This window comes from Enterovibrio makurazakiensis (assembly GCF_050336585.1).
GTDB classification, from domain to species: domain Bacteria; phylum Pseudomonadota; class Gammaproteobacteria; order Enterobacterales; family Vibrionaceae; genus Enterovibrio; species Enterovibrio gelatinilyticus.
On the sequence record NZ_JAKJSE010000005.1, the window covers coordinates 95,423 to 116,829 of the forward strand.

Genomic DNA, 21,407 nt, shown 5'->3' on the forward strand with positions numbered 1-21,407 from the left:
TACCTCTAAGGGGGTAGATCGGGGGTAGGATTGCGCTAGATCAATTATTTCATGGTGCACACGTCACATTATTAAGCTCGGGTAGGAAAATAGACTTATCATGACGAACAGCAATAAAGAGATTGAAGTGAAACAGTCAGTTACCACCACAGTAGCACGTGCTCTGTTGGTCATATTGCTGTTAGCCGTCCTCATTACCGGTTTTTCTATCATTACGCTAGCGTCTAGCCTCAATGATGCCTCAGCCATTAACACGGCAGGCTCCTTGCGAATGCAAAGCTATCGCGTTGCCTATGACATTGTGGTGGATTCACCTCTACTGCCAGAGCATGTTCAATCCTTCGAGTATTCCTTACTCTCTCCAGAACTTTTACTATTGGACAACCCGGCGGTTCCCACAAGCATTCGACAGCAATACGATGAGTTGATTACACGCTGGATGCAACTGAGACCCGAGCTGTTAGGATCAGACCGTGCGTTCTATCTTGAACAGGTAGGTCTATTTGTTAACAACATAGACAGGTTCGTATTTGAACTTCAGAAGCACTCAGAGAATAAGCTTCAAGCTTTGGCAATTTCGGGTAGCATTGGTTTAGGGTTAATACTCGCCACCGTCTTGTTTTTAATTCAATACACGCAACGCCGTATCGTTCAACCCCTAAAGACACTTGTTAGAGCTAGCCAACAAATACAACGCAGAGATTTCGACGTTGTCTTACCTCCCACTCGAAGCAACGAACTTGGTGTGTTATCAAACAGCTTCTCGTCAATGGCAAGTGAGCTCAAAAATTTGTATGCCGATCTCGAATCAAAAATTGAATCGAAAACGCAAAAATTAACCAAAGCTAATCTTTCTTTGAATGTTCTTTATAAGTGCTCGACACTACTTTCATCTAGCCAGCTAACTCGCACTATCTTCGAAAACATTTTGGAGACTTCCTTGAACGCAGGCGGAATGACAGCATTAAAACTGGATGTTCACCATCCAAATGAATCCCATTGGGGCGTTTCAGTGGGCGATGCCAAAGAGACTGCATGGCACACATTGCCTCTGCTGCATGACAATGAAGTTCTCGGTTCACTGGATTGGCAAGGTGATAACACCTTAGTAGATCGCGCATTGCTGGAGAGCATCGCAGCGATATTGGCTCGCGGTGTGCGATATAAACATGCGCAGAAGCAAGCAATGCATTTAGCTGTCATGGAAGAACGTGCGACCTTGGCTCGTGAACTACACGACTCCATTGCTCAATCGCTCTCTTATCTGAAAATTCAAACCAGCATACTCAAACGACATCTAAAAAATGCTGACGCACCAGATTGCGAACCTATCGCTGATGACATCAGTGAACAATTGCGAGTGACTTATGACCAACTGAGGGAGTTGCTCACGGCGTTTAGGTTATCGTTATCAAACAGTGACTTTCGCCTTGCGCTGGAAGAAATGATATCAACTCTGCAAGGTCAGACAACAGCGAGTATCACCGTCTCATCTTCTATTGACACCGTTTCCATGACGGTTGAGTATCAGATGCATGTGTTACAGATCATTCGTGAAGCCTGTGTCAATGCGATTAAGCACGCCAATGCCACCACTATCACCGTACAATGTCGACAAATGGGTCAGCGAGTTTATGTCGAGATATCAGATAATGGCATTGGTTTTGATCTTCAAGAAGAAAAGCCAAATCATTATGGCCTACAAATCATGCAAGAACGCTCAAAAATGTTATGTGGTGATATAGAATTCCTTTCTGCGCCTGCACAAGGATGCCGTGTATCACTCAGTTTTAACCAGATCTAGGGGATAAAGATGTCTGAGTGGAACGTGCTGCTCGTGGATGACCACCCGCTAATGCGCAAGGGCATATCACAGCTACTCAAGTTTGAGCCTGAATTTTCTAACATTACAGAGGCAAGCAATGGCGCGGATGCCATTGCAGAAGTGTCTCGGTGTGAACCTGATTTAATTGTCCTAGATCTCAACATGAAAGGGTTATCAGGCTTGGACACATTGAAAGCCCTAAGATCGGAAGGATGCACAGCAACGATCATCATTCTCACCGTATCAGACAACCCCAATGATATTCACGCCATCGTAGAAGCAGGCGGTGACGGGTATTTGCTCAAAGACAGTGAACCTGAAGAGTTGATTGATAAGCTAAAAGCGGCAATGACGGGACAAAAAGCATTTAGTGAACAAGTCACAGCATTACTCTCAAGCAGTAAAGAACATGTGTCACCTTTTCAGCAACTGACAGAACGTGAACTAGAAATATTGCAACAAGTGGCAAAAGGGTTTCGAAACAAGCAAATTGGTGAAAACCTCTATATTTCGGAATCAACAGTGAAGGTTCACCTGAAAAATTTGCTTAAAAAGCTAGGTGTCGATTCTAGGGTCGCCGCCACCGTTTTGTATTTAGAGAATGAAGCGCAAAGTTGACCATTTTGGGTCAGCCGCACTCATCTATGAGTGTTTAGTATTTTCATTGCGTATTTCACACAAAAGGGAGAAGCACATGTGCTTCTCCCTTTTTCATCGTAAAACGATTCGCGACTAAACGTTGTTAAAAAATATCTACGCCATTTATTGTCACGTCTTCCGCGTCTGTCCAAATGGTGATCGTACGGTCAAGGGTATCGTGTTCAATCACAAACGCATTTAATTCGCCAACTTCAGCCGCTGACAAACCTAATGTACTGATCATATCAGCACTGATTGGCGCATTGACGGTACCTGTCGCATTGTAGCTCCAAGGGACACCAGAAAGGTTTAAGGTGTCGTTGCCACCACCAAGGTGTGCGATGAATCCGTCCCAATCATCAGGTGTACCTAAATCTTCACCAAATGGGATATCAGACTCAGCCCAAATTGCATTAGGATTAATGGTGACGGTTTGGTCTCCCTCGTCCCCAATCACAGCTTCAATTTGTGCCATCACGTTACCCGTGATTGATGAATCCGTTTGGTATGCAACGCCAGTGAAGTCTACGTGAGTGTCACCAGTGACCAACATTTGATCAAAACCTTGGTCTCCCAGATACATTTGCTTGTTGACCATTTCTCCACTGCTGTTTTCTACCGATAGGCCAACGAAGTCATCCTCACCGAAGATAAATACATCATCACCTTTGCTTCCACGATATTCATCAACACCAGTACCACCGTCGATTCTCACGTCACTGCCTGGGCCACCATTTAGGAAGTCATCACCAGCATCGCCATAAAGTTCATCTTTACCTGGGCCACCAAAAATAGTGTCATTACCGTCACCACCATGAACAACGTCATCACCTTTTTGGCCGTAAAGAATATCGTCACCTACGCCGCCATAAATAGTGTCATTGTCATCGCCACCAAAGATGGTGTCGTTACCTTCTTCACCATAGATGGTGTCAGCATCACTTTCTTCAACAACTTGTGTTGCGTTCACTTTCATGACGACATCGTTGTAGTCTTTGTCGCCAAGACACCACAAATCTTCCCAGCAAGAATTTTCACCCGAGTTAATTTCATGATCCAAACGGTCGCCATTTTTACCCGTTTCAGATACATAGCCCGCAGATGTGAGGCTGCCCTGGCTAAAGACTGGGCTACCGCTAGCAAAGCTCAATGTAACCTCGCCTTCGTTAAAGCCTGCGGTGTCGCCATCTGGAATAATGAATAGGCCAATGCGCGCTGCGCCATCAACATCAATGACAGCTTGTGCCGCTGAGTCCAACTTAGCGTTATCAGCCATCACATAGGCAGCTAGGACGTTGCCACTGGCATCCAACACGTAGTAACCCACGCTGTTGCTGTATGCTGCACTCGAAGTAATACTTGATAGGTCTAGCGTGACGGCGTCACCATTACTCACATCCCAGTAACCATCAGCACCACGATCTAGCTCGATGGTCTGACTCGCGATTTTACCACCATAAATCGTGTCATCGCCGGTGCCGCCATGAATTTCATCATCGCCCCACTGACCATGGATGGTGTCGTTACCCGCACCACCATCAATGTAGTCTTCGTCATTATTGACCTGCGTAGTCGCTTCAGAGATCTCTGAATAATCGAGACCATTGATGTTGGCATAAGAATTCGGAACAAGAGACAATTGCGTTGATTCCGTAATTTCAGGACCACTCAATTGCAACAACAGGTTGCCGTTCTCACTGAGGTTATTGTAATGATGTCCGTTACCATCAAGGTCAACATCAATAATGGCAAACTCATAAATATTGCCGTCGGTATCGCAATACTTCAGGGTGTAATCAAGATTAACAGGATACTCAACACCATCGATCGTCACAGTCTGCGTGCTATCGTCAGAATACTCGTTGCAATAGTTGTCGCCATTCAATGTGCCGTCATCATCTTGGAACGTCACCTTGGTAGAGCTACCATCGAACGACAAGTTAGGAGGGAAGCAGAAAGTATGGAACTCACCACCTGAAGGCATGGTGAAGTCATTCCCCATCTGAAATACGTTAACACAAGGGTCATCATTGAAATTCGGGGATGCCGTATTACCGTAGATCACGTCATCACCGTCACCACCGTGAAGTGAGTCTTGACCATTGTTACCTTCGATATAGTCATCACCACCTTGACCATACACGGTATCATCACCGTCGCCGCCATAAATCTCATCGTCACCACCCACGCTCGGATCAACGGTCTCTGGTGATGTGAAAGACGAATAATCTAGGCTACTGATGTTGTGATAAGAGTTGGGAACGAGTGAAAGCTGAGTGCTACTTGTGATCTCTGGGCCATCCAATTGGATTAAGATCTTGCCGTTTTCACCAACATTGTTGTAGTGGTTACCCGTGTTGTCTTCATCGATATCGACCACGGCAAACGTGTAAATATTGCCTGAAGAGTCAGTGTATTTAAGGCCATAGTCCACGTTAACACCGACTTCCTGACCACCAATTTCCACAGTTTGGGTTTGGTCATCAGAATACTCATTACAATTGTCATCGCCATTAAGTTGGCCATCATTATCGTTAAAGGTAACGTTGGTGGTAGAACCTTCGAAGTTTAGCGTAGGGGGGAAACAGAACGTATGAAACTCGCCACTCGAAGCCGTAAAGTCTTCACCTAAAACGAACACAGCCCCTGTTGAACCGTTTCCGTTAGAAGAACCTACATCACCATATATGACATCATCGCCACCTCTACCTTCGATATAATCATCTCCCAAGGTGCCGTTGAGTGTGTCAGCGTTGCCAGTACCTATGATATTTGCCATTGTTTTGCCCTCTATGTGCTCACCAAAGCTAGAGGCAGCTCAGCCATCTCTTTTACTGTTGAGAGCAATAGAGATCCGAAACTTTCCGTCCCTGCCTCACAACAGGTTTGGCTTTTTTCTCCGAAATTGTTGTAGTAATAACTGCTCGTTAAGTGGCGCATACAGCATCTACGATGGCAATAGAACATCGGGATAACGCCGCCTTAATACTCTCCCAGATTCCTAGATTGGTTGCACAGGAGCAATACCGCATACGGTATTTAATGGGAATATCAGGCCACGTTTTGGGCAGAATCTAACTAGGACTTAAAAAAAGATGGGATAGTATGAGAAACAGACGAGTTTAGATGCAGTACTGATGACTGATTTGAGCATGAATGGGGCCTATTTTTGTGGCCTTTTCTTCTTTTACCGTACAGCATATTTTTGAGAGGGCTATTGTGAGATAGCCCTCTCCATGCCTAGTAGTTTATGCAATAACCGCCGGTTTTTCTGTCAGCGTTTCGTCAATTTGCTGTGAACCTTCTGCACCATGCATCCAGCTTACAAGCTTATTGGAGCAAAGGATTAACATCAAACCAGCGACCGCTGATGTGATCGCAATGCCACTGAAAATGGCCAATGGACCAGCGTCACCAACGTGACTGCCAACAAAGCCCGCTACATAGTTAGCCACGGCATTTGCACAGAACCAAGTCCCCATCATCACCGACATCAAACGCAGTGGCGCAAGTTTAGTAATGAGAGACAAACCAATCGGTGACAAACAAAGCTCACCCAACGTATGGAAGAAGTATGCACCAACCAGCCACCACATGGATGCCTTGACGGACATATCACCACCTTGTTGAAGTGCCGCACCCACCATGCAGACAAAGCCTAGTGATAAAAAGCCCATAGCCATAGCAAACTTAATCGGAGACCCTGGTTCACTTGCGCCTAGTCGACGCCAGAAAACGGCCAGCAAAGGCGCCATAATAATAATGAACATTGGGTTCAAAGACTGGAACCAAGCCGCAGGTACTTCAAAGCTACCTAGCATGCGGTTCGTGTAGTCCTGAGAATATATATTCATCAGGCCGCCCGCTTGCTCAAATCCCGCCCAGAAAATGATCACAAACAAGCTCATCACAACAATGACTTTAAGACGATCACGCTCAATCTTGGTTAAAGGTTGCTTTTCGGTCGATCCCGATTGGCGGCGTTGTTTAACCGCCGCTGGCTCAACACCAATAGCGCCTAGAAGGCGATTTGCAAACAGCAATTGCACGACCAGCGACAGCAGCATACCGATACCGGCACACAGGAAACCTGCTTTCCAGCCATAATGGATAGATGCCGTGCCTGCAATAATACCCGCCAACAATGAACCTAAGTTGATACCCATGTAGAAGATAGTGAATGCACCGTCTCGTCGGTTGTCACCTTCCCCGTACAATTGACCCACCATGGTAGAAATGTTCGGTTTGAACAAGCCGTTACCCACGATCAAGAAACCCAAACCAACATAAAAGGCTTGCAACTCAAATGGATCAATAACGCTATTCGGCAATGCCAGTGTGAACTGACCGATAGCCATCAATGCACCACCGATGATGATTGATCGACGTTGACCAMGAAAATTATCAGCAAGCCACCCACCCAAAACAGGTGTCAGGTAAACCAAGCCTGTATAGATGCCGTAAAGGTTCAGTGCGTCTTGCGTTGTCCAACCCAAACCGCCATTGATTGTTTTATCAGTGAGGTAAAGCACCAAGATGGCGCGCATTGCGTAGAAAGAGAAACGTTCCCATAATTCTGTGCCGCACAGAAGGAACAAGCCGCGAGGATGACCCAGCCAATCTGACTGTCTGTTTGAATTCATTGAGTGTTTACCGCCTATCTGATTATCTCAGCGGGAGTGAATATGGATCTCCTTTTCCTCTCAGACTCCGCTACAGGGCGTACAGACTGCACCAATTTGACATGTGTCGCAATAATTCATGAAAAATATTTCACGTTACAGTGTGTGGACATTAACGGACAGTTGAATCTAAACGTAAAAAAACAGGACATCCAATAAGATGTCCCGCCTTAAAATTCAATAATTTACATTATAGCTAAGCCGTAACAGGTAAGTCGGGAACCACTGTTCTATTGCGGCACAAGAGAAGGCCTAGTCCTGATAACACTGCCATTGTGAGTAGTATTGCACCAAGTGAAAACTGGTCGTTGACGTTCATCTTCGCTGCCAACAACGTAAAGAACCCTGCTGCCATGTTTTGCACACCACCTAACACTGCACCAGCAGTTCCGGCATGTCTAGGAAACGGAGACAATGCCCCCGTGGTTGCGGCAGGAAACAAAAGTCCCGCTCCCATGAAATAGACAGACGCACCACCAATCAGGCTTTCAACAGTCACTGAGCCGTCATAACCCGGCACAAAAACAACCAATGCGCCGATCATCAAAATCACTGATCCTACAATCAACACCGCTCCGGCTGACAAGCGACGTTCAATCACGGTAGATAACCAGGAGCCGAGCATAAATCCAGGTAATGGTAAGACAAACAACAAACTCACCGTTGTTGCACTAAGCCCTAGCGTACTTCCAAGCAGTACACCTGCCGCAGCTTCGAACACAGCAATACCCGAAAATACCGCTATCAAACAAATCAGGTACCCCTGAAACTTTCGATTGCTCATCACGTAGTGGTAGCTCTTCAGCACAGAATCGTTACGACGGGCTTCAGGAGGTAATGTTTCTTGAAAACTCACAGACATGATGAGGAACACGACTGCCGCTAACACAAAAAGAAACACATAGCTGGCCTGCCACTGGAAGTACACGCTCAAATAGCCTCCCAACACGGGGGCGATTAATGGCGAAAATATGAGACCAACGCTGACCAAGCTGTTTGCGCGGTGAAGACGACTACCTTCGAAACAATCTCGAGTGAGAGTTCGTGCCATCGCGCCACCACTGCCAATACCTGCACCTTGAATCACACTGCCCACGAGGAACCAGTGAAAACTCGGTGCCGCTAGCGTAACAACCGTACCCACCAGATAAATGGCCAACCCCATTAGAATAATCGGCTTACGTCCGAAGCGATCAGATAGAGGACCATAAACAAACTGTGAAAGACCATAAGGGATCAGATAACACGCCATCACGGCCTGAAGCATAGCCGGAGACACTTGAAAATCTTCAGCCATCAATGCCATTGACGGAATGTACATAGTTTGTGTCATTTGACCGACGGCAGCCAAAATGATCACCATCAGTAGAATTTTTGATATAGGTGTTGTCGCAGACATTACCCACTTCCCCTAGCAAGCTAAATAAACAAGTTTCTTTAATGCGAACCAGAGAACTAAAAGATGATATTTCGGAAGAAATTCAGAGGATCTAGGCGCTGTCGCTATTTTTTTGCAGATAGTAGTCGCGACAGACACATGAAACAATATAAATAACGTGTTTCACACACGATAAGAAATTATCTTACGGATTAGTTTTTCTTATGTTAGTTTCTTTTTTAACCAGCCTTCTGTTTTGCCCTGCTTAGAAATTAAATATAAAAAAGCAGCGCGATGCGCTGCTCTTCTTTGCCAGACTGGTCTCGACAACCAGGCTATATCTACATATCAATCAATCGATAATTTATGCTGACCATGTGACACTTTGGCTTTCAAGTACTTCTTATTGCCGTCTTTAAGATGCGCTTGTGTACCAATCACTGCTTCTAACGAGATCCCGTAATCTTGTATCTCTTTAATTTTTTTAGGGTTGTTAGTAATCAAACGAATGGTCATGACATCCAACGCTTTCAGCATGTCTGCCGCATCTTCAAAGTTACGTAAATCATCAGCAAAACCCAGATGATTATTGGCTTCATAAGTATTCATACCTTGGCTTTGCAGCTCATAAGCATCCAACTTATTATAAAGACCAATACCGCGACCTTCTTGGCGAAGATAAAGCAGTACACCGCCTTGTTCGCCCATTTTTTGGATTGTCTCTTCAAGTTGTTCGCCGCAATCGCAGCGCGAAGAATGAAACACATCACCCGTGAGACATTCTGAGTGCATGCGTACAAGCGGCGCACCTTGCTGCTGATCGACACTATTGAAGATAATCGCGACGTGCTCTTGATTTGAGTTCAAACCATCAAATGACAGGATTTCAGCGGGAATATTGCTCCCAACACCAACATTCAGTGGGACTCTTGCTCTAATTTTTGCCATCGACTGTAATTCTCTGTTTTTCCGACATTAGCGGAATATGTACTACCCTATACAATGACATCGATCTCCATGAATTGTTATAATGTAACATTGCTATCGATGAAGCGGGCAATCGTAACAGATGTGCTACGAATCTGCCAATACCTCAGCGCAGACGCCTGATTACGACCGCCGGGTTTCCCGCCACTACAGCAAAAGGTTCAATATCACCATCAACAACAGAACCCGATTCAACCACCACGCCCTCTCCGATTGAAACACCCGCTTTGATCACACTATTGCCGCCGATAACAACGTTGTTACCAATAATGATAGGTAACGAAATTTCGTGTTCCCCATTTTGAACGTCAAGAGGCAACAAACTTTGCGTAATCGAATAGATACCAACCCCTGGCCCTATCAACACGTTGTTGCCAATTTCAATGTGTCCGCTGTCGATAAGCGTGCAATTAGGACCAAAGGCGACATTACTCCCTACTCGGACGTTCATGCCGTATGTGCAAGTAAAAGGCGCTTCTACCGCAACGCCTTGGCCGCGTTGAGCAAACAGCTTAGTCACCACCATGTCTTGGGCTTTGTCGTCAGCAGGGTCAATCATATTGAGTTGCTGACAGAGCCGACGTGACGCGTAGCGAAATTGTGTTAGCTCTGCATCGGCGGGACTGTAGGGCTTGCCTTGCTGCATTTTTTCAAATTCGGTCAATCGTTCATCCTTGATATCGGCAGAGTCTTTTCACTCAGACCCCGAGTTAACAGATACTTCCGTTTAGGCAATACCGATCTGTGTATTCCTTTACTTTAGCCGTTCACAGACGAAACATCATTCAGTACAGCCGCATATTCATCAATAAAACGACGCCCTGCGACCAAACCATCTTGATAGTCATGCTCTAGTTGATAGGGCTTGCTTAACAATGGGCTACTCAAAAGTGGTTCGCTGGGAGAAATCTGAATTAACTCGGCGCGATGTGGCGGATGGGACATAAACTGAATAGCGTCCTGATAACTGTGAAAATGCTTAGTCATCATTTCTAAAACGTCACTGGATAGCTTTTGACCCGACATGGCGTGCAAACGATAGATAGTGTCTCCGCCGTAAAGCCATCGCCCCCCATTACGATGCGTCGTCTTGGGCATCATCTCTTTGATTTTTTCCCAAAGTGGCTCTGGGGTATTTTCTTTGTAACGTTGTTTAACTTCTTCTAATCGTTGAGAGAGTTGTTGATGGAACTCAGACAATCGCTCAAATCGATCATCCATGTTTAAACGCGCCAAGTATTCTGGTAAACGCGTTTCCACACGGCCTCGAATGTTCTCGATAATGGTTGAACTAATGTGTGATTTATCCTGAACAACGGGCTCCGTTCTGATCACGACAATCACATCGGCGCCACGGTTAAAAGCTTCTCTCGCTGGAATTGCGCTACTGACGCCACCATCTACATAATATTGATCGCCAAGTTTTACACTGTTTGGGTAAAGCATGGGGATTGCACACGTCGCGGTGAGTACGTCCATCCAATCGTTTTCAAACAAACGAAAATAGTCTGGCTCTAAAGTCTGAGTATTGGTGGCGCACGCGTAGGCATGTCGATTGACGAGTACATTCTTCGCTTTCTCGATATCTAATCCGAGAGAATGTGTTGGCCCCATAATCTCTAGCGCCCAATCGAGATCCATAAACTGTTGACGCCTGACGTATTTCAACAAGTTAAAGAAACGATCTTGCGTCGTATACTCTGTGATAAATCTACGCCCAAAGCCGCGCTGCCGAGTGAGATAGGATGAAATATTCAACGCACCCGCAGAGGTACCGATATACATTTCAAATGGGTCAAAACCCGCATCAAGAAAGCTATCAAGCACACCTGAAGTATATATGCCACGCTGGCCTCCACCTTGGGCAACAAGCGCAACTCGGCGCTTTCTGCCAGAGGAATGCACTGCATGACAAAGGTTAGATTCTGAGGAAGAATGAAGAAATGACGATAACGGGTTGTCTTTAGGGATCTGCACAATAACCTCTGAAAAGAAGTTTTATACCCACACGATAAGAAGTGATAAAAACGATGATAGCGCTAGTACGATGAAATCCCTCGGTTTAACTCAGATTAGAGATATACTTTCATTCTAACGCCCGTTGCGCTCGCTTAACACGACGGCACTCGCTTATTTGGATATATTCAAGTAGTGCAATTATACCTAGCCCCAATGCCACAGGGCTAACTATTTATGGGACGAGTGGCTAGGAAAAGACGATTGCTACTGTGGCAAACGTGATGATTCCGGCCAGTGCAGTGAATGCAGTCGCCAATGCAATTTTAAGGTTAATATCCATTCTGCTTCTCCTTGCCAACATGAATTCCGATAACACATACTTTACACATTTTTAATGTATTCAGTTTAACAGCGCAACCCAGAATATTCACAACCCCATCTCAGATCGTCTTTCATTTGTGCCAATTGTTTCAATTTGTGACGCATTGCAAAGTACTGCCATTAAAAGCCTCAGCAGCATATCTCTCTAAAAGTTGCCACCTCAATCAGACCCGATGAAACATTTCGTGACACACAGTGTGATTGAATATTCATTCATTTAATGAAGCATATGCGTTGGGAAAAACTCAATTTCAACCCATGATAAAACACCAAAACCATTAACATTGTATTAACTGATAGATTTCTTAAAGCATAGTGATGACACTGACCTTTAATTGCTTTTATATTAATCAATTAAATCGATTACATCGCAAGAATTCAAAAGAAATTCATCACGAATTTTGCAACAAAAATGGCATTTAAACTTATTATTTAACCAAACAGGAAACAAATACGAGCCAAACCTCAATTTTTGTTCAAAATTACGCCAATCAAACCAATTCACCAAATCGCAACTTTCTACTAACAGTGGCTTTAACTGCAGTTTAATACACTGCCAATACATTAGTTACATTATCGATAAGACCAATCAACACATACTATTCCACACTATTGAGCGCATATCAGAAGAAACATAACCGATCTGCTCTATTGATTTACCTATTACCAGTGCTTAATCTGCCAATAACCGAGCCAGCAGATGATTGTTTTGCATAGAGCCGCGGGATACAAACACAATATCGTTGAAACACCAGTGCTGAGACCTTGGGCATACAACGAAGAGAAAACCCAAAGGTAACGGCACGTAAAACACCGCCTTCAAACGTTAAGGTCAACCTTAGCGCAACGAGGATAAATGGACGGGTGTTTTCAACAACAAGGAGATGTTATGAAAAGAGAACAATGGGGTTCACGCGCAGGTTTTATCCTTGCGGCTGTGGGCTCAGCAATCGGATTAGGGAACATTTGGCGCTTCCCATACATGGCTTATGAAAACGGCGGTGGCGCATTTTTTGTTCCTTACCTTTTTGCCATGCTGACCGCTGGTATTCCGTTTATGATCATGGAGTTTGGCCTTGGTCATAAGCTTCGTGGTTCATCTCCGGTGGTTTTTTCAAAGCTAAATACCAAGTTTGAATGGCTAGGTTGGTTCCAAGTAGGTATTGCAGCAACGATCGCGGTTTACTATGTCGCGGTAATAGGCTGGGCGATGTCCTATGTTGGCTTTGCAGTTGACCAAAGCTGGGGCACAGACACCAACGCCTTCTTCTTTAGCGAATACTTAAAACTAGGTGACAACTCTCCAAGTAACCTAGGCGACTGGCAGCTTCACATCGCACTTCCAATGGCACTCGCGTGGGCGATCACCTTCGCCGCCGTGTTTACCGGTGTTAAGGGCGGCATTGAGCGTGCAAGCAAGATCATGATGCCCTTGCTGTTTATCATGGTGCTACTACTTGTCGCTCGCGTTGCATTCCTGCCTGGTGCCGTTGACGGTCTGAACTACTTGTTTACGCCTGATTTCAGCAAGCTAACTGATGCCAAAGTATGGTCTGCGGCTTATGGCCAGATTTTCTTCACGCTTTCTGTTGGCTTCGCAATCATGCTGGCCTACTCGAGCTACCTACCGAAAAAATCTGATGTCACCAACAACGCCTTCATGACGGTATTGATCAACTGTGGTTTCTCTATCCTTGCGGGTGTGTTGATCTTCTCTATCTTAGGTTACATGGCACTAGAGCAAGGGAAAGCGGTCACTGAAGTGGTTAGTGGTGGTGTTGGCTTGGCGTTCGTAACGTTGCCACAAGCGATTAACCTCCTTCCTGTTCCATATATCCTAGGCCCTGTATTCTTCTTGGCGTTGGTAGTTGCAGGTCTGAGCTCGCACATCTCGATCATTGAAGCGGTAACTTCAGCCATCATCGACAAACTGAATGTTAGCCGCAAAGTTGCAGCAACGGCTGTATGTGGTATTGGTGCATTTGTTTCGATGGCATTCGCAACAAATGGCGGCCTATTACTACTGGACCTCGTTGATTACTTCATGAACAACGTTGCCTTGCTGGCAAGCTGCTTGATTGAGTTAGTCATTATCGGCTGGCTGATCAAAGTCTCTGATATTCGAGCATACGTGAATAAAGTCTCTGAATTCTCAGTGGGCGCTTGGTTAGAAGTGTGTGTTCGCTTTATTAGCCCGTTAATGCTGGCTTGGATTGTAGGCACAAACTTGGTGAACACTTTCAACGAAGGGTACGGCGGCTACGCTCAAAGCGATTTGTTGATGCTTGGTTGGGGTTTGACTGCATTGTTAGCTGTCATCGGTATCATCATCAATGTTGTTTCATCACCAGCTAAGGACACTGCAGAAGCACAGGAGGCTAACGCATGACGACAAGTGCAATCATTATGATGCTAATTGGTTTTGGCATCACTTGGGGTGGTGCTGCTTATTGTATTCGAATAGCAATGAAAGCAGATAAATAACCCCCTCTTAGAATAAACAAAACCCGGCTGATGCCGGGTTTTTTATTTATCTCTACTTGGGTCACTTCTTGGGTTTCGATGGAGCATTTCGCGCTTGTCTGTTTAACACGCGCCAAGACCAACTTAGAAACTATTGATGATGCTCTTATTCTCCTCAAGCATATTGCTAAGCACATCCTGACCAGTAGAGCTCACAGGCATGTCAAATGCGCCTGCCAAATCGGCCAAAGACATATTGCTAAAGGTGACTTGTTGATCGACCGCCTCACCCTCTGATGCTAATGACAATGTCGCTTCGTTCTCTTCATTATTTTCGAGAGAAACTAGGTAGCTGCCGAGATCTTCGCTTTCAACCGTATCTAGCAAGTCACTGAAGTCCAACAAATCGAGTGATGGTGAGTAGTCCATAATGACATCGACAGTGCCTTCGCCTGCATGCTCTTTCAAGAACACAAAGGTATCTGAACCCTCTCCGCCAAACATATCATCAGACCCCGCGCCGCCTGATACCAAATCATCGCCCAGACCAGCATCAATCAAGTCGTTGCCACCAAACCCATAGATTTCATTGTCGTCACTATGACCAACGAGAACATTGTCTCCAGCTGTTCCCTCAATGACGTTATCGCCCGTTAAGTCATGGAGGTTATCGTCCACCTCTTCACCGGCCAAGATATCGAAAGAAGCATCTGCGACATCACCTATGTCGTTTTCAAGCTTCAGGTCAAAATGCTCCAAGGCTTGGTCCACTGCTGCTCCAGTCGTGAGGTGGTAAGCATATTCACCTTCACTATGGCGTTCGTCATCTTGACCAAACACCGTCAGTTCACCGTGCTCAGTTTGAATCACCACCGTCGAATTAGAAACTTCATAAATGGTGTCATCAATCTCTATTGTCTTAATGTGCCAATGACCAACGGTATTTTCTTCGCTAAGTAGGTTACCCGTGGCAAGAAAACCACCATCAAGTTGCGCCACAATACCTTGCTCTTCTACCGCCATGACATTGTCGACACTCAACATATCGTCGAAATCGTCGTCACTCACAAACTCAAGGTTGCTCTCGGTGATATCTCCCGCATCAACGTTTTGTAAGCGAAGTGAGTTACCCCCGATTGACAACAAGGCATCTGCACCGTCTTGCGTCAACCCTAACGCAGCCAGAGACAACATCCCGAGCGAACGAGGGATAACAATCTTGTCATCTCGAGTGCTGAAGTCGATGACGGTGTCATTACCTTTGCCGTCATAAACGACGGTATTGTTCCCGCTACCCAATTCAATGCTGTTCGTCCCTTCGCCACCATACGCAATATCACTGCCGCTGCTGCCGTAGAGTACATCGTCACCATTGCCACCGAGCATCAAATCGTCACCGCTGCCGCCATTGATATTGTCACGACCATTACCGCCCACCAGCGTGTCGTTATCGTTAGCACCGGACAATGTGTCATTACCATCCCCGCCGAAGACGACGTCATCGCCATTGCTACCAGACAATGTGTCATTGCCTTTTCCGCCTTTAACGATGTCGTTTCCTTCACCGCCATAGGCAACATCGTTACCGTCACCACCGAGAATGTTATCGTTGCCTTCGGCACCATATAACGTATCAGCACCAACGCCACCTTTCAGGGTATCGTTGCCTTCTCCGCCTTGGAGTTCATCGTTTCCTTGGCCACCAAACAAGATGTCATTACCGTCATCACCATGCAGCACATCACGCCCTGCACCGCCATACAGTATGTCACTACCCTCACCGCCATCGAGATCATCAGCACCACGACCGCCAAACAGGGTGTCGTTACCCGCTTCGCCTTCTAGATCATCACTGCCCGCTGCGCCATACAGACTATCATTCCCTGTTCCGCCTCTGAGATGATCGTTGCCAAGTCCACCATATAAAGCGTCATCACCAGCATCTCCTTTGACATAATCATCGCCTTTGCCGCCGTATACGCTGTCGTCGTCCGAACCGCCGTACATTTTATCGGCACCATTGCCGCCATACAGCTGATCGTTTCCGCTACCGCCATACACTTTATCAGCGCCTGAACCGCCATAGGCGACGTCTTCACCGTTACCGCCTTGCAGAATATCGCTACCGATACCGCCGTAAAGGGAGTCGTCATCTGAGCCGCCGTTGAGTTCGTCATTGCCGCGACCACCAGTGAGGGTGTCGTTACCCGTTTCACCGTTTAGAACGTCGCTACCTTTGCCGCCCGTTAATGCGTCGTCACCCTTACCACCGCTGATTTGGTCGTTACCCAAACCACCGAACAGAGAATCGTTTCCATCATCACCTGATAACGAGTCGTGACCTTTGCCACCATAAAGCGTATCGTCGTCATCGCCGCCATTGAGCGTGTCAGCACCAAAGCCGCCGTTCAATACATCGTTGCCAGCGCCGCCTTGCAACTCATCATTGCCGCGTCCACCAACCAAGTTATCATCGCCTAAGCCACCATCAAGATAATCAGCGCCTTTTCCACCGTTAAGTTGATCGTCGCCCGTCTCACCATAAATAGTGTCATTGCCTTTGCCGCCATGAATGACATCGGCATTGCCGGTAAATTCGTATTCAACACCATCGACACTTACCGTTTCGTAAACTTGTGTAATCGAAACGCTATCAATCAATGCGCCGAAACTGTCCGACTTCCCTTCGCCTTGCAAGGTAACCGTTATATCGTCAGTGCCTTCCGGAACCACGAACAAGGCATCAAAAGACAAGTAACTCTCGTTAGACTGGTTGTTGTCGAAATATTGGGTATAGATGACGTTGTCATCTTGATCTGTGATGGTCACAGAGAAAGGGCTAGTTTCGGTATCACCTCCTTTGTAGCGGTTTGCGTAGTCGAAACTTAACTCAAGAGGCGTATCTTGATTTTCCGCCACTGGTGTTACGTTGATCGTTTGTTGAACCGTCGCATTTTGTGTGGAATCCAGTTCCATAACAGTGTTGCTGTTAGAGTTGGCTGGACCGCCACCGAAGCCACCTTGCTGAAGTTCAACTTTGACATTGTCAGGTGTCGTCCATCCAGCCGCTTCGTCAAACAGTCCCCATCGAGCACGAGAGTCATCACCCCATGCTTCGAAATCACCGTTAAATGTCATATTTTCTCCGCGGGCAGCGCTATCGCCTTTATCCCCGTAGAGAACATCATTTCCGTTGCCACCGTTTATGGTGTCGTTTCCTAAACCACCTTTGGCTTCGTCAGCACCATTCCCACCGAACAGTGAATCATCGCCAGCATCGCCTTTGAGATAATCGTTTCCTTTACCACCAATAACGGTATCGTTACCATCACCACCAAACAATTGGTCGGCACCTTTGCCACCATTTAACGTATCTTCACCTTCTGCGCCATATAGGCTGTCTTGGCCTTTGCCACCAATGAGGGAGTCATTACCTTCTCCGCCTTGCAACAAATCATTACCTGAACCGCCGTTTAGCAGGTCGTCGCCATCACCGCCATAAAGACTGTCTGCACCGCTGCCGCCGTATAGCGAATCTTCGCCGGTGCCACCTTGCAGTTCATCATTTCCTCGACCGCCTCTCAGAACATCGTCGCCGCTGCCGCCATTGAGATCATCGTCTCCGCGTGCGCCGATTAAAGTGTCGTCACCTTCTTCGCCATAAATGATGTCATCGCCTTGACCACCATTTAGGGTGTCATTGTCTGTACTCACCACGGTTTGAACCGCAGAAACCGTCAACAGCACGTCGTCGTAATCACGATCGCCAAGTCCCCAAAGGTCTTCCCAACCGGAGGTTTCACCATCGAAGCGTTCGTGGTCTCCGCCATCACCATTTAGCCCTTCGTTCGATACAAAGACATTGGTGCTCACGCCATCTTGAACGACTTGTGGAGGACTAGACACTAAATCGAGCTCAACCGGACCGTTGTCATAGCCTCGATTAAAACCATTGGGCACAAGGAACAGCCCAACGGAAGTGGCATTCAAGGCTGGCGTAATAGACACGGAGGCTTCGGACACCTCTTTTACGTTATCAGCGAGAATCTGGGCTTCAATAACCAAACCATTGTCATCGACCACGTAATAGCCCAAGCTACTTTTGAACCCCGCTGAACTAGCGATATTGCTGAGTTCGAGCTTTATGGGACCATCACCTTGAACATTAAACAAGCTACTGTCTGCTTCGTGAGTTAAGGCAATATCAGATGACGAAGGGCTATTTCCGCTTCCATTCCCCATGATGACGTCATCACCCTTGCCGCCAGTGATAACATCATTACCTAGACCGCCATTTATTGTGTCATTGGACGCAGTGCCCTGAATCACATCATCGGTCTGTGTTCCGTTTACAACTTCATCTGCCATTGAAACCACCTAAATCTCACCACAACACTTTCTCGCTGTATAAAACCTAGTCGCATTGTACAAATGTTCCAAATGTGCAACATGAGTCTCAATATGGAAGCCAAATGAAAAATGACGATCTTACAAAATCGCCACTTTAACCAATTGAAATACATTTATATTTCAAGACTTCAATCTGGCGTATCGATAGCTGGTCAGACAATATATAAGATTTTAGACAGACAAATTCACATTCTGACCGTCAGTAAAATAGACAATATTCGGATTTATCCAGACACGTTGTCGGTGTCATTAACCGTTGAACCAGTCAATAGAGAGACGCTTCTCTTCTGTATCGGAAGGATTATGATAATGGAATTAGATTTCTCGCCGTAATTGCACTTAATCAGCTCTTGATTAACGATACCCAAACTACTGACTAAACAATGCAGGGCTCAATGAGTGCAATCTATGCTCATCAGGGAATTTGATACCCTTCACCCCATCAAATTCGGCGTTTGACGCTAGCGCTAATCCTTATTCTCTAAGATAATATTGGGCTTATGTAGAAGAATAAGAGGAATGACTTTCATGGTTAATCAGAAGCGGATTTTAGTGGTGGATGACGATTTAGAAATCCGCGAACTGCTTCAGGAGTATTTGTCCAAATCCGGTTATAACGTCACGACGGCGCAAAATGGACAAGAAATGAAAGCCAAGCTCGCTGTTCAATACCCCGATCTTATCCTTCTTGACGTCATGCTACCGGGAGATGACGGCTTTACGCTTTGCAAATATGTTCGTCAAGACTCGAGCGTACCTATCATCATGCTGACGGCAGTGTCTGATGAAACCGATCAAATTATCGGCTTAGAACTCGGTGCCGATGACTATATCGCTAAACCTTTTAGCCCAAGACAGCTAATAGCAAGGATCCGCGCCCTACTTCGTCGTACACAGCAGCTACAAGAAACGACTATGTCAAAACCCAAGGCGATTCGCTTTGCGCAATGGCGTCTCGACCCCGTCACTCAGCGACTAAATCACCAAGTCACTGGTCAAGATGTAGAAATGACCTCGGCTGATTTTGCCCTACTTATGCTGTTCATTGAAAACCCTAATGCCATGCTTGATCGCAATGCAATTTCCAATGCGACACGTGGGCGAGAGGCGCAACCACAAGAGCGTGGTATCGATGTGCAGGTGAGCCGACTTCGTCAGCGCCTCAAAGATAACGGACGCCAGTCCACCATTATCAAGACAGTGCGCGGAACAGGCTATATTTTCGTCGCAGATATTACCTATGAATCTTAAGCAATATTTCTGGCCGCGTTCGCTATTGTCGCGAACGCTAATTTTGACTGTTTTATCTGTGATCCTCGCGCAGAGTATTGCCAGTTTCTTTTGGTATACCCAATCAAAGCAGCGGGAAGTCGACGGATTGAAAGCCGCGTCGGAAAGCATGGCGCAAATGTTCGCTTCAACGACGACGTTCTTCCAATCCTTGCCTGTTGAATATCGTCATATCGCACTGGATCAATTGCGGAACATGGGTGGCGCACGCTTTTTCGTTTCATTTAATACAGAAGAAATCGACATTGAGCCTGTCGAAGAAAGTCTGGCAAAAAGAGAAGCCGTAAAGACTATCCAAACCGTACTACAAAAAGAGCTACCCACCGTTGACGCGATTCACGTAGAGTTTTCTCGTCCTGAAACACTTCGCGTGTTAAATAACAGCTTACTGCTCTCTGATCTTCCAAAGTCTTGGGCGCATCATACGTTGAGCCTAGAACCGCTAAATCCTCCCATTTTGGTCGTACAAATCGAGTTGGATGCATCGCAGTGGGTTTACATTGCCGCTGTTTTACCAGCCCCATACATTACGTTAGAAAATGATTTGGTGAATGCCGATCAAATCGTGTTCCTGTTTGCAATTACCACCCTATTGCTGGTGTTTACCTTCACTTTAATACGCAATCAGACCCGCCCGCTTAAACGCCTCGCGCAAGCGGCGAACAGACTCAGCACCGATATTGAGCAGCCAGAATTAGTCGAAGAAGGGGCAAGCGAAATAACCACAGTGACTCGTGCGTTCAACCTGATGCAAATGCGATTGCAACGCTACATGCATGATAGAGAAAAGCTGTTTGGCGCTATTTCTCATGATTTGAAGACACCGATCACTCGGCTACGACTCCGCGCAGAATTAATCGACGACGAAGTTCAAGCAGCCAAAATCAATAAGGATTTGGATGAGCTAGAAATCATGGTTAAAGGCGCATTACAGACGGTAAAAGATACCGATATTCACGAGAACGTCACCCAAATTGATGTATTGCAAATCATCACCAGTATCGCGGAAATCCACAATCAACAACGCCAACGCGTGATCATTCGCGGCGAGCAAAGTCGACCATTTAGTTGCAAACCACTCGCTTTTAAACGATGCCTGACTAACCTCATCGATAACGGCGTGAAATATGGCGACGAAGTCCTTGTCTATATTCATGACAGCGAAAAATCTCTCGATATTACGCTAATGGACAACGGTCCCGGTATCCCAACTGAATACTTAAAGAAAGTGTTCGATCCCTACTTCCGTCTTCATACTGATTTACATGGAACAGGATTAGGTTTGGGTATCGCCAAGAACATCATTCGCGCCCACGGTGGCGAATTGATTTTATCTAACAGAAACATTGGGGGGCTTCAAATTGACATTGCGTTCCCTAAAGTCGATCAATAA

The 21,407-nt window shown here is 46.1% G+C and carries 14 protein-coding genes and 1 riboswitch; of the genes, 6 read left to right on the top strand and 8 right to left on the bottom strand.

Going from position 1 to position 21,407, the window contains the following annotated elements; genetic code table 11:
- Window positions 1-100 precede the first annotated feature (100 nt).
- Complete coding sequence (gene narQ / locus L4D06_RS02675) at window positions 101-1,804, top strand: nitrate/nitrite two-component system sensor histidine kinase NarQ (protein ID WP_429737770.1); 1,704 nt, start codon at window positions 101-103, stop codon at window positions 1,802-1,804.
- A 9-nt stretch (window positions 1,805-1,813) separates the two neighbouring features.
- Window positions 1,814-2,443: a response regulator gene (locus L4D06_RS02680; RefSeq protein ID WP_274163948.1), complete on the top strand. Its 630-nt coding sequence runs from the start codon at window positions 1,814-1,816 to the stop codon at window positions 2,441-2,443.
- Between the two features lie 124 nt (window positions 2,444-2,567).
- Here the strand turns inward: L4D06_RS02680 and L4D06_RS02685 are convergent, their stop codons facing one another.
- From L4D06_RS02685 to cydH, 7 genes are all read right to left on the bottom strand, one after another.
- Window positions 2,568-5,243: a calcium-binding protein gene (locus L4D06_RS02685; RefSeq protein ID WP_429737771.1), complete on the bottom strand. Its 2,676-nt coding sequence runs from the start codon at window positions 5,241-5,243 to the stop codon at window positions 2,568-2,570.
- Between the two features lie 30 nt (window positions 5,244-5,273).
- A riboswitch (cyclic di-GMP riboswitch) is annotated at window positions 5,274-5,365 on the bottom strand.
- A gap of 347 nt (window positions 5,366-5,712) precedes the next feature.
- On the bottom strand, window positions 5,713-7,107 hold the full coding sequence (locus L4D06_RS02690) for a peptide MFS transporter (RefSeq protein WP_429737772.1): 1,395 nt from the start codon (window positions 7,105-7,107) through the stop codon (window positions 5,713-5,715).
- A gap of 235 nt (window positions 7,108-7,342) precedes the next feature.
- The gene (gene emrD / locus L4D06_RS02695; protein WP_274163945.1) at window positions 7,343-8,545 is read right to left on the bottom strand and encodes a multidrug efflux MFS transporter EmrD; all 1,203 of its coding nucleotides are present in this window, start codon (window positions 8,543-8,545) and stop codon (window positions 7,343-7,345) included.
- A 327-nt stretch (window positions 8,546-8,872) separates the two neighbouring features.
- Complete coding sequence (locus L4D06_RS02700; protein ID WP_274163944.1) at window positions 8,873-9,472, bottom strand: GTP cyclohydrolase II; 600 nt, start codon at window positions 9,470-9,472, stop codon at window positions 8,873-8,875.
- Window positions 9,473-9,617: 145 nt separating this feature from the next.
- A complete protein-coding gene (locus L4D06_RS02705) occupies window positions 9,618-10,175 on the bottom strand; it encodes a DapH/DapD/GlmU-related protein (protein WP_274163943.1) in 558 nt (185 codons plus the stop codon).
- 95 nt (window positions 10,176-10,270) lie between these two features.
- Window positions 10,271-11,488, bottom strand: coding sequence for a patatin-like phospholipase family protein (locus tag L4D06_RS02710; RefSeq protein ID WP_429737773.1), 1,218 nt, complete (start codon window positions 11,486-11,488; stop codon window positions 10,271-10,273).
- Window positions 11,489-11,717: 229 nt separating this feature from the next.
- Entirely contained in the window at window positions 11,718-11,810 is a 93-nt protein-coding gene (cydH, locus tag L4D06_RS02715) for a cytochrome bd-I oxidase subunit CydH (RefSeq protein ID WP_274163941.1), read from the bottom strand.
- Window positions 11,811-12,740: 930 nt separating this feature from the next.
- Between cydH and L4D06_RS02720 the strand changes: the two genes are divergently transcribed.
- Both L4D06_RS02720 and L4D06_RS02725 read left to right on the top strand, forming a co-directional pair.
- A complete protein-coding gene (locus tag L4D06_RS02720) occupies window positions 12,741-14,240 on the top strand; it encodes a sodium-dependent transporter (RefSeq protein WP_274163940.1) in 1,500 nt (499 codons plus the stop codon).
- Entirely contained in the window at window positions 14,237-14,335 is a 99-nt protein-coding gene (locus tag L4D06_RS02725; RefSeq protein ID WP_155859041.1) for a MetS family NSS transporter small subunit, read from the top strand. The genes L4D06_RS02720 and L4D06_RS02725 overlap by 4 nt, the downstream gene beginning before the upstream one ends.
- Window positions 14,336-14,458: 123 nt before the next feature.
- On the opposite strand, the gene L4D06_RS02730 is transcribed toward L4D06_RS02725, so the two are convergent.
- Window positions 14,459-18,682 (bottom strand): calcium-binding protein, encoded by a 4,224-nt coding sequence (locus L4D06_RS02730; protein ID WP_429737774.1) that lies wholly within the window; start codon window positions 18,680-18,682, stop codon window positions 14,459-14,461.
- Window positions 18,683-19,252: 570 nt separating this feature from the next.
- Here L4D06_RS02730 and L4D06_RS02735 point away from each other — a divergent pair.
- Window positions 19,253-19,975 (top strand): response regulator, encoded by a 723-nt coding sequence (locus L4D06_RS02735; protein WP_274163938.1) that lies wholly within the window; start codon window positions 19,253-19,255, stop codon window positions 19,973-19,975.
- Window positions 19,965-21,407 (top strand): ATP-binding protein, encoded by a 1,443-nt coding sequence (locus L4D06_RS02740; RefSeq protein ID WP_429737775.1) that lies wholly within the window; start codon window positions 19,965-19,967, stop codon window positions 21,405-21,407. The genes L4D06_RS02735 and L4D06_RS02740 overlap by 11 nt, the downstream gene beginning before the upstream one ends.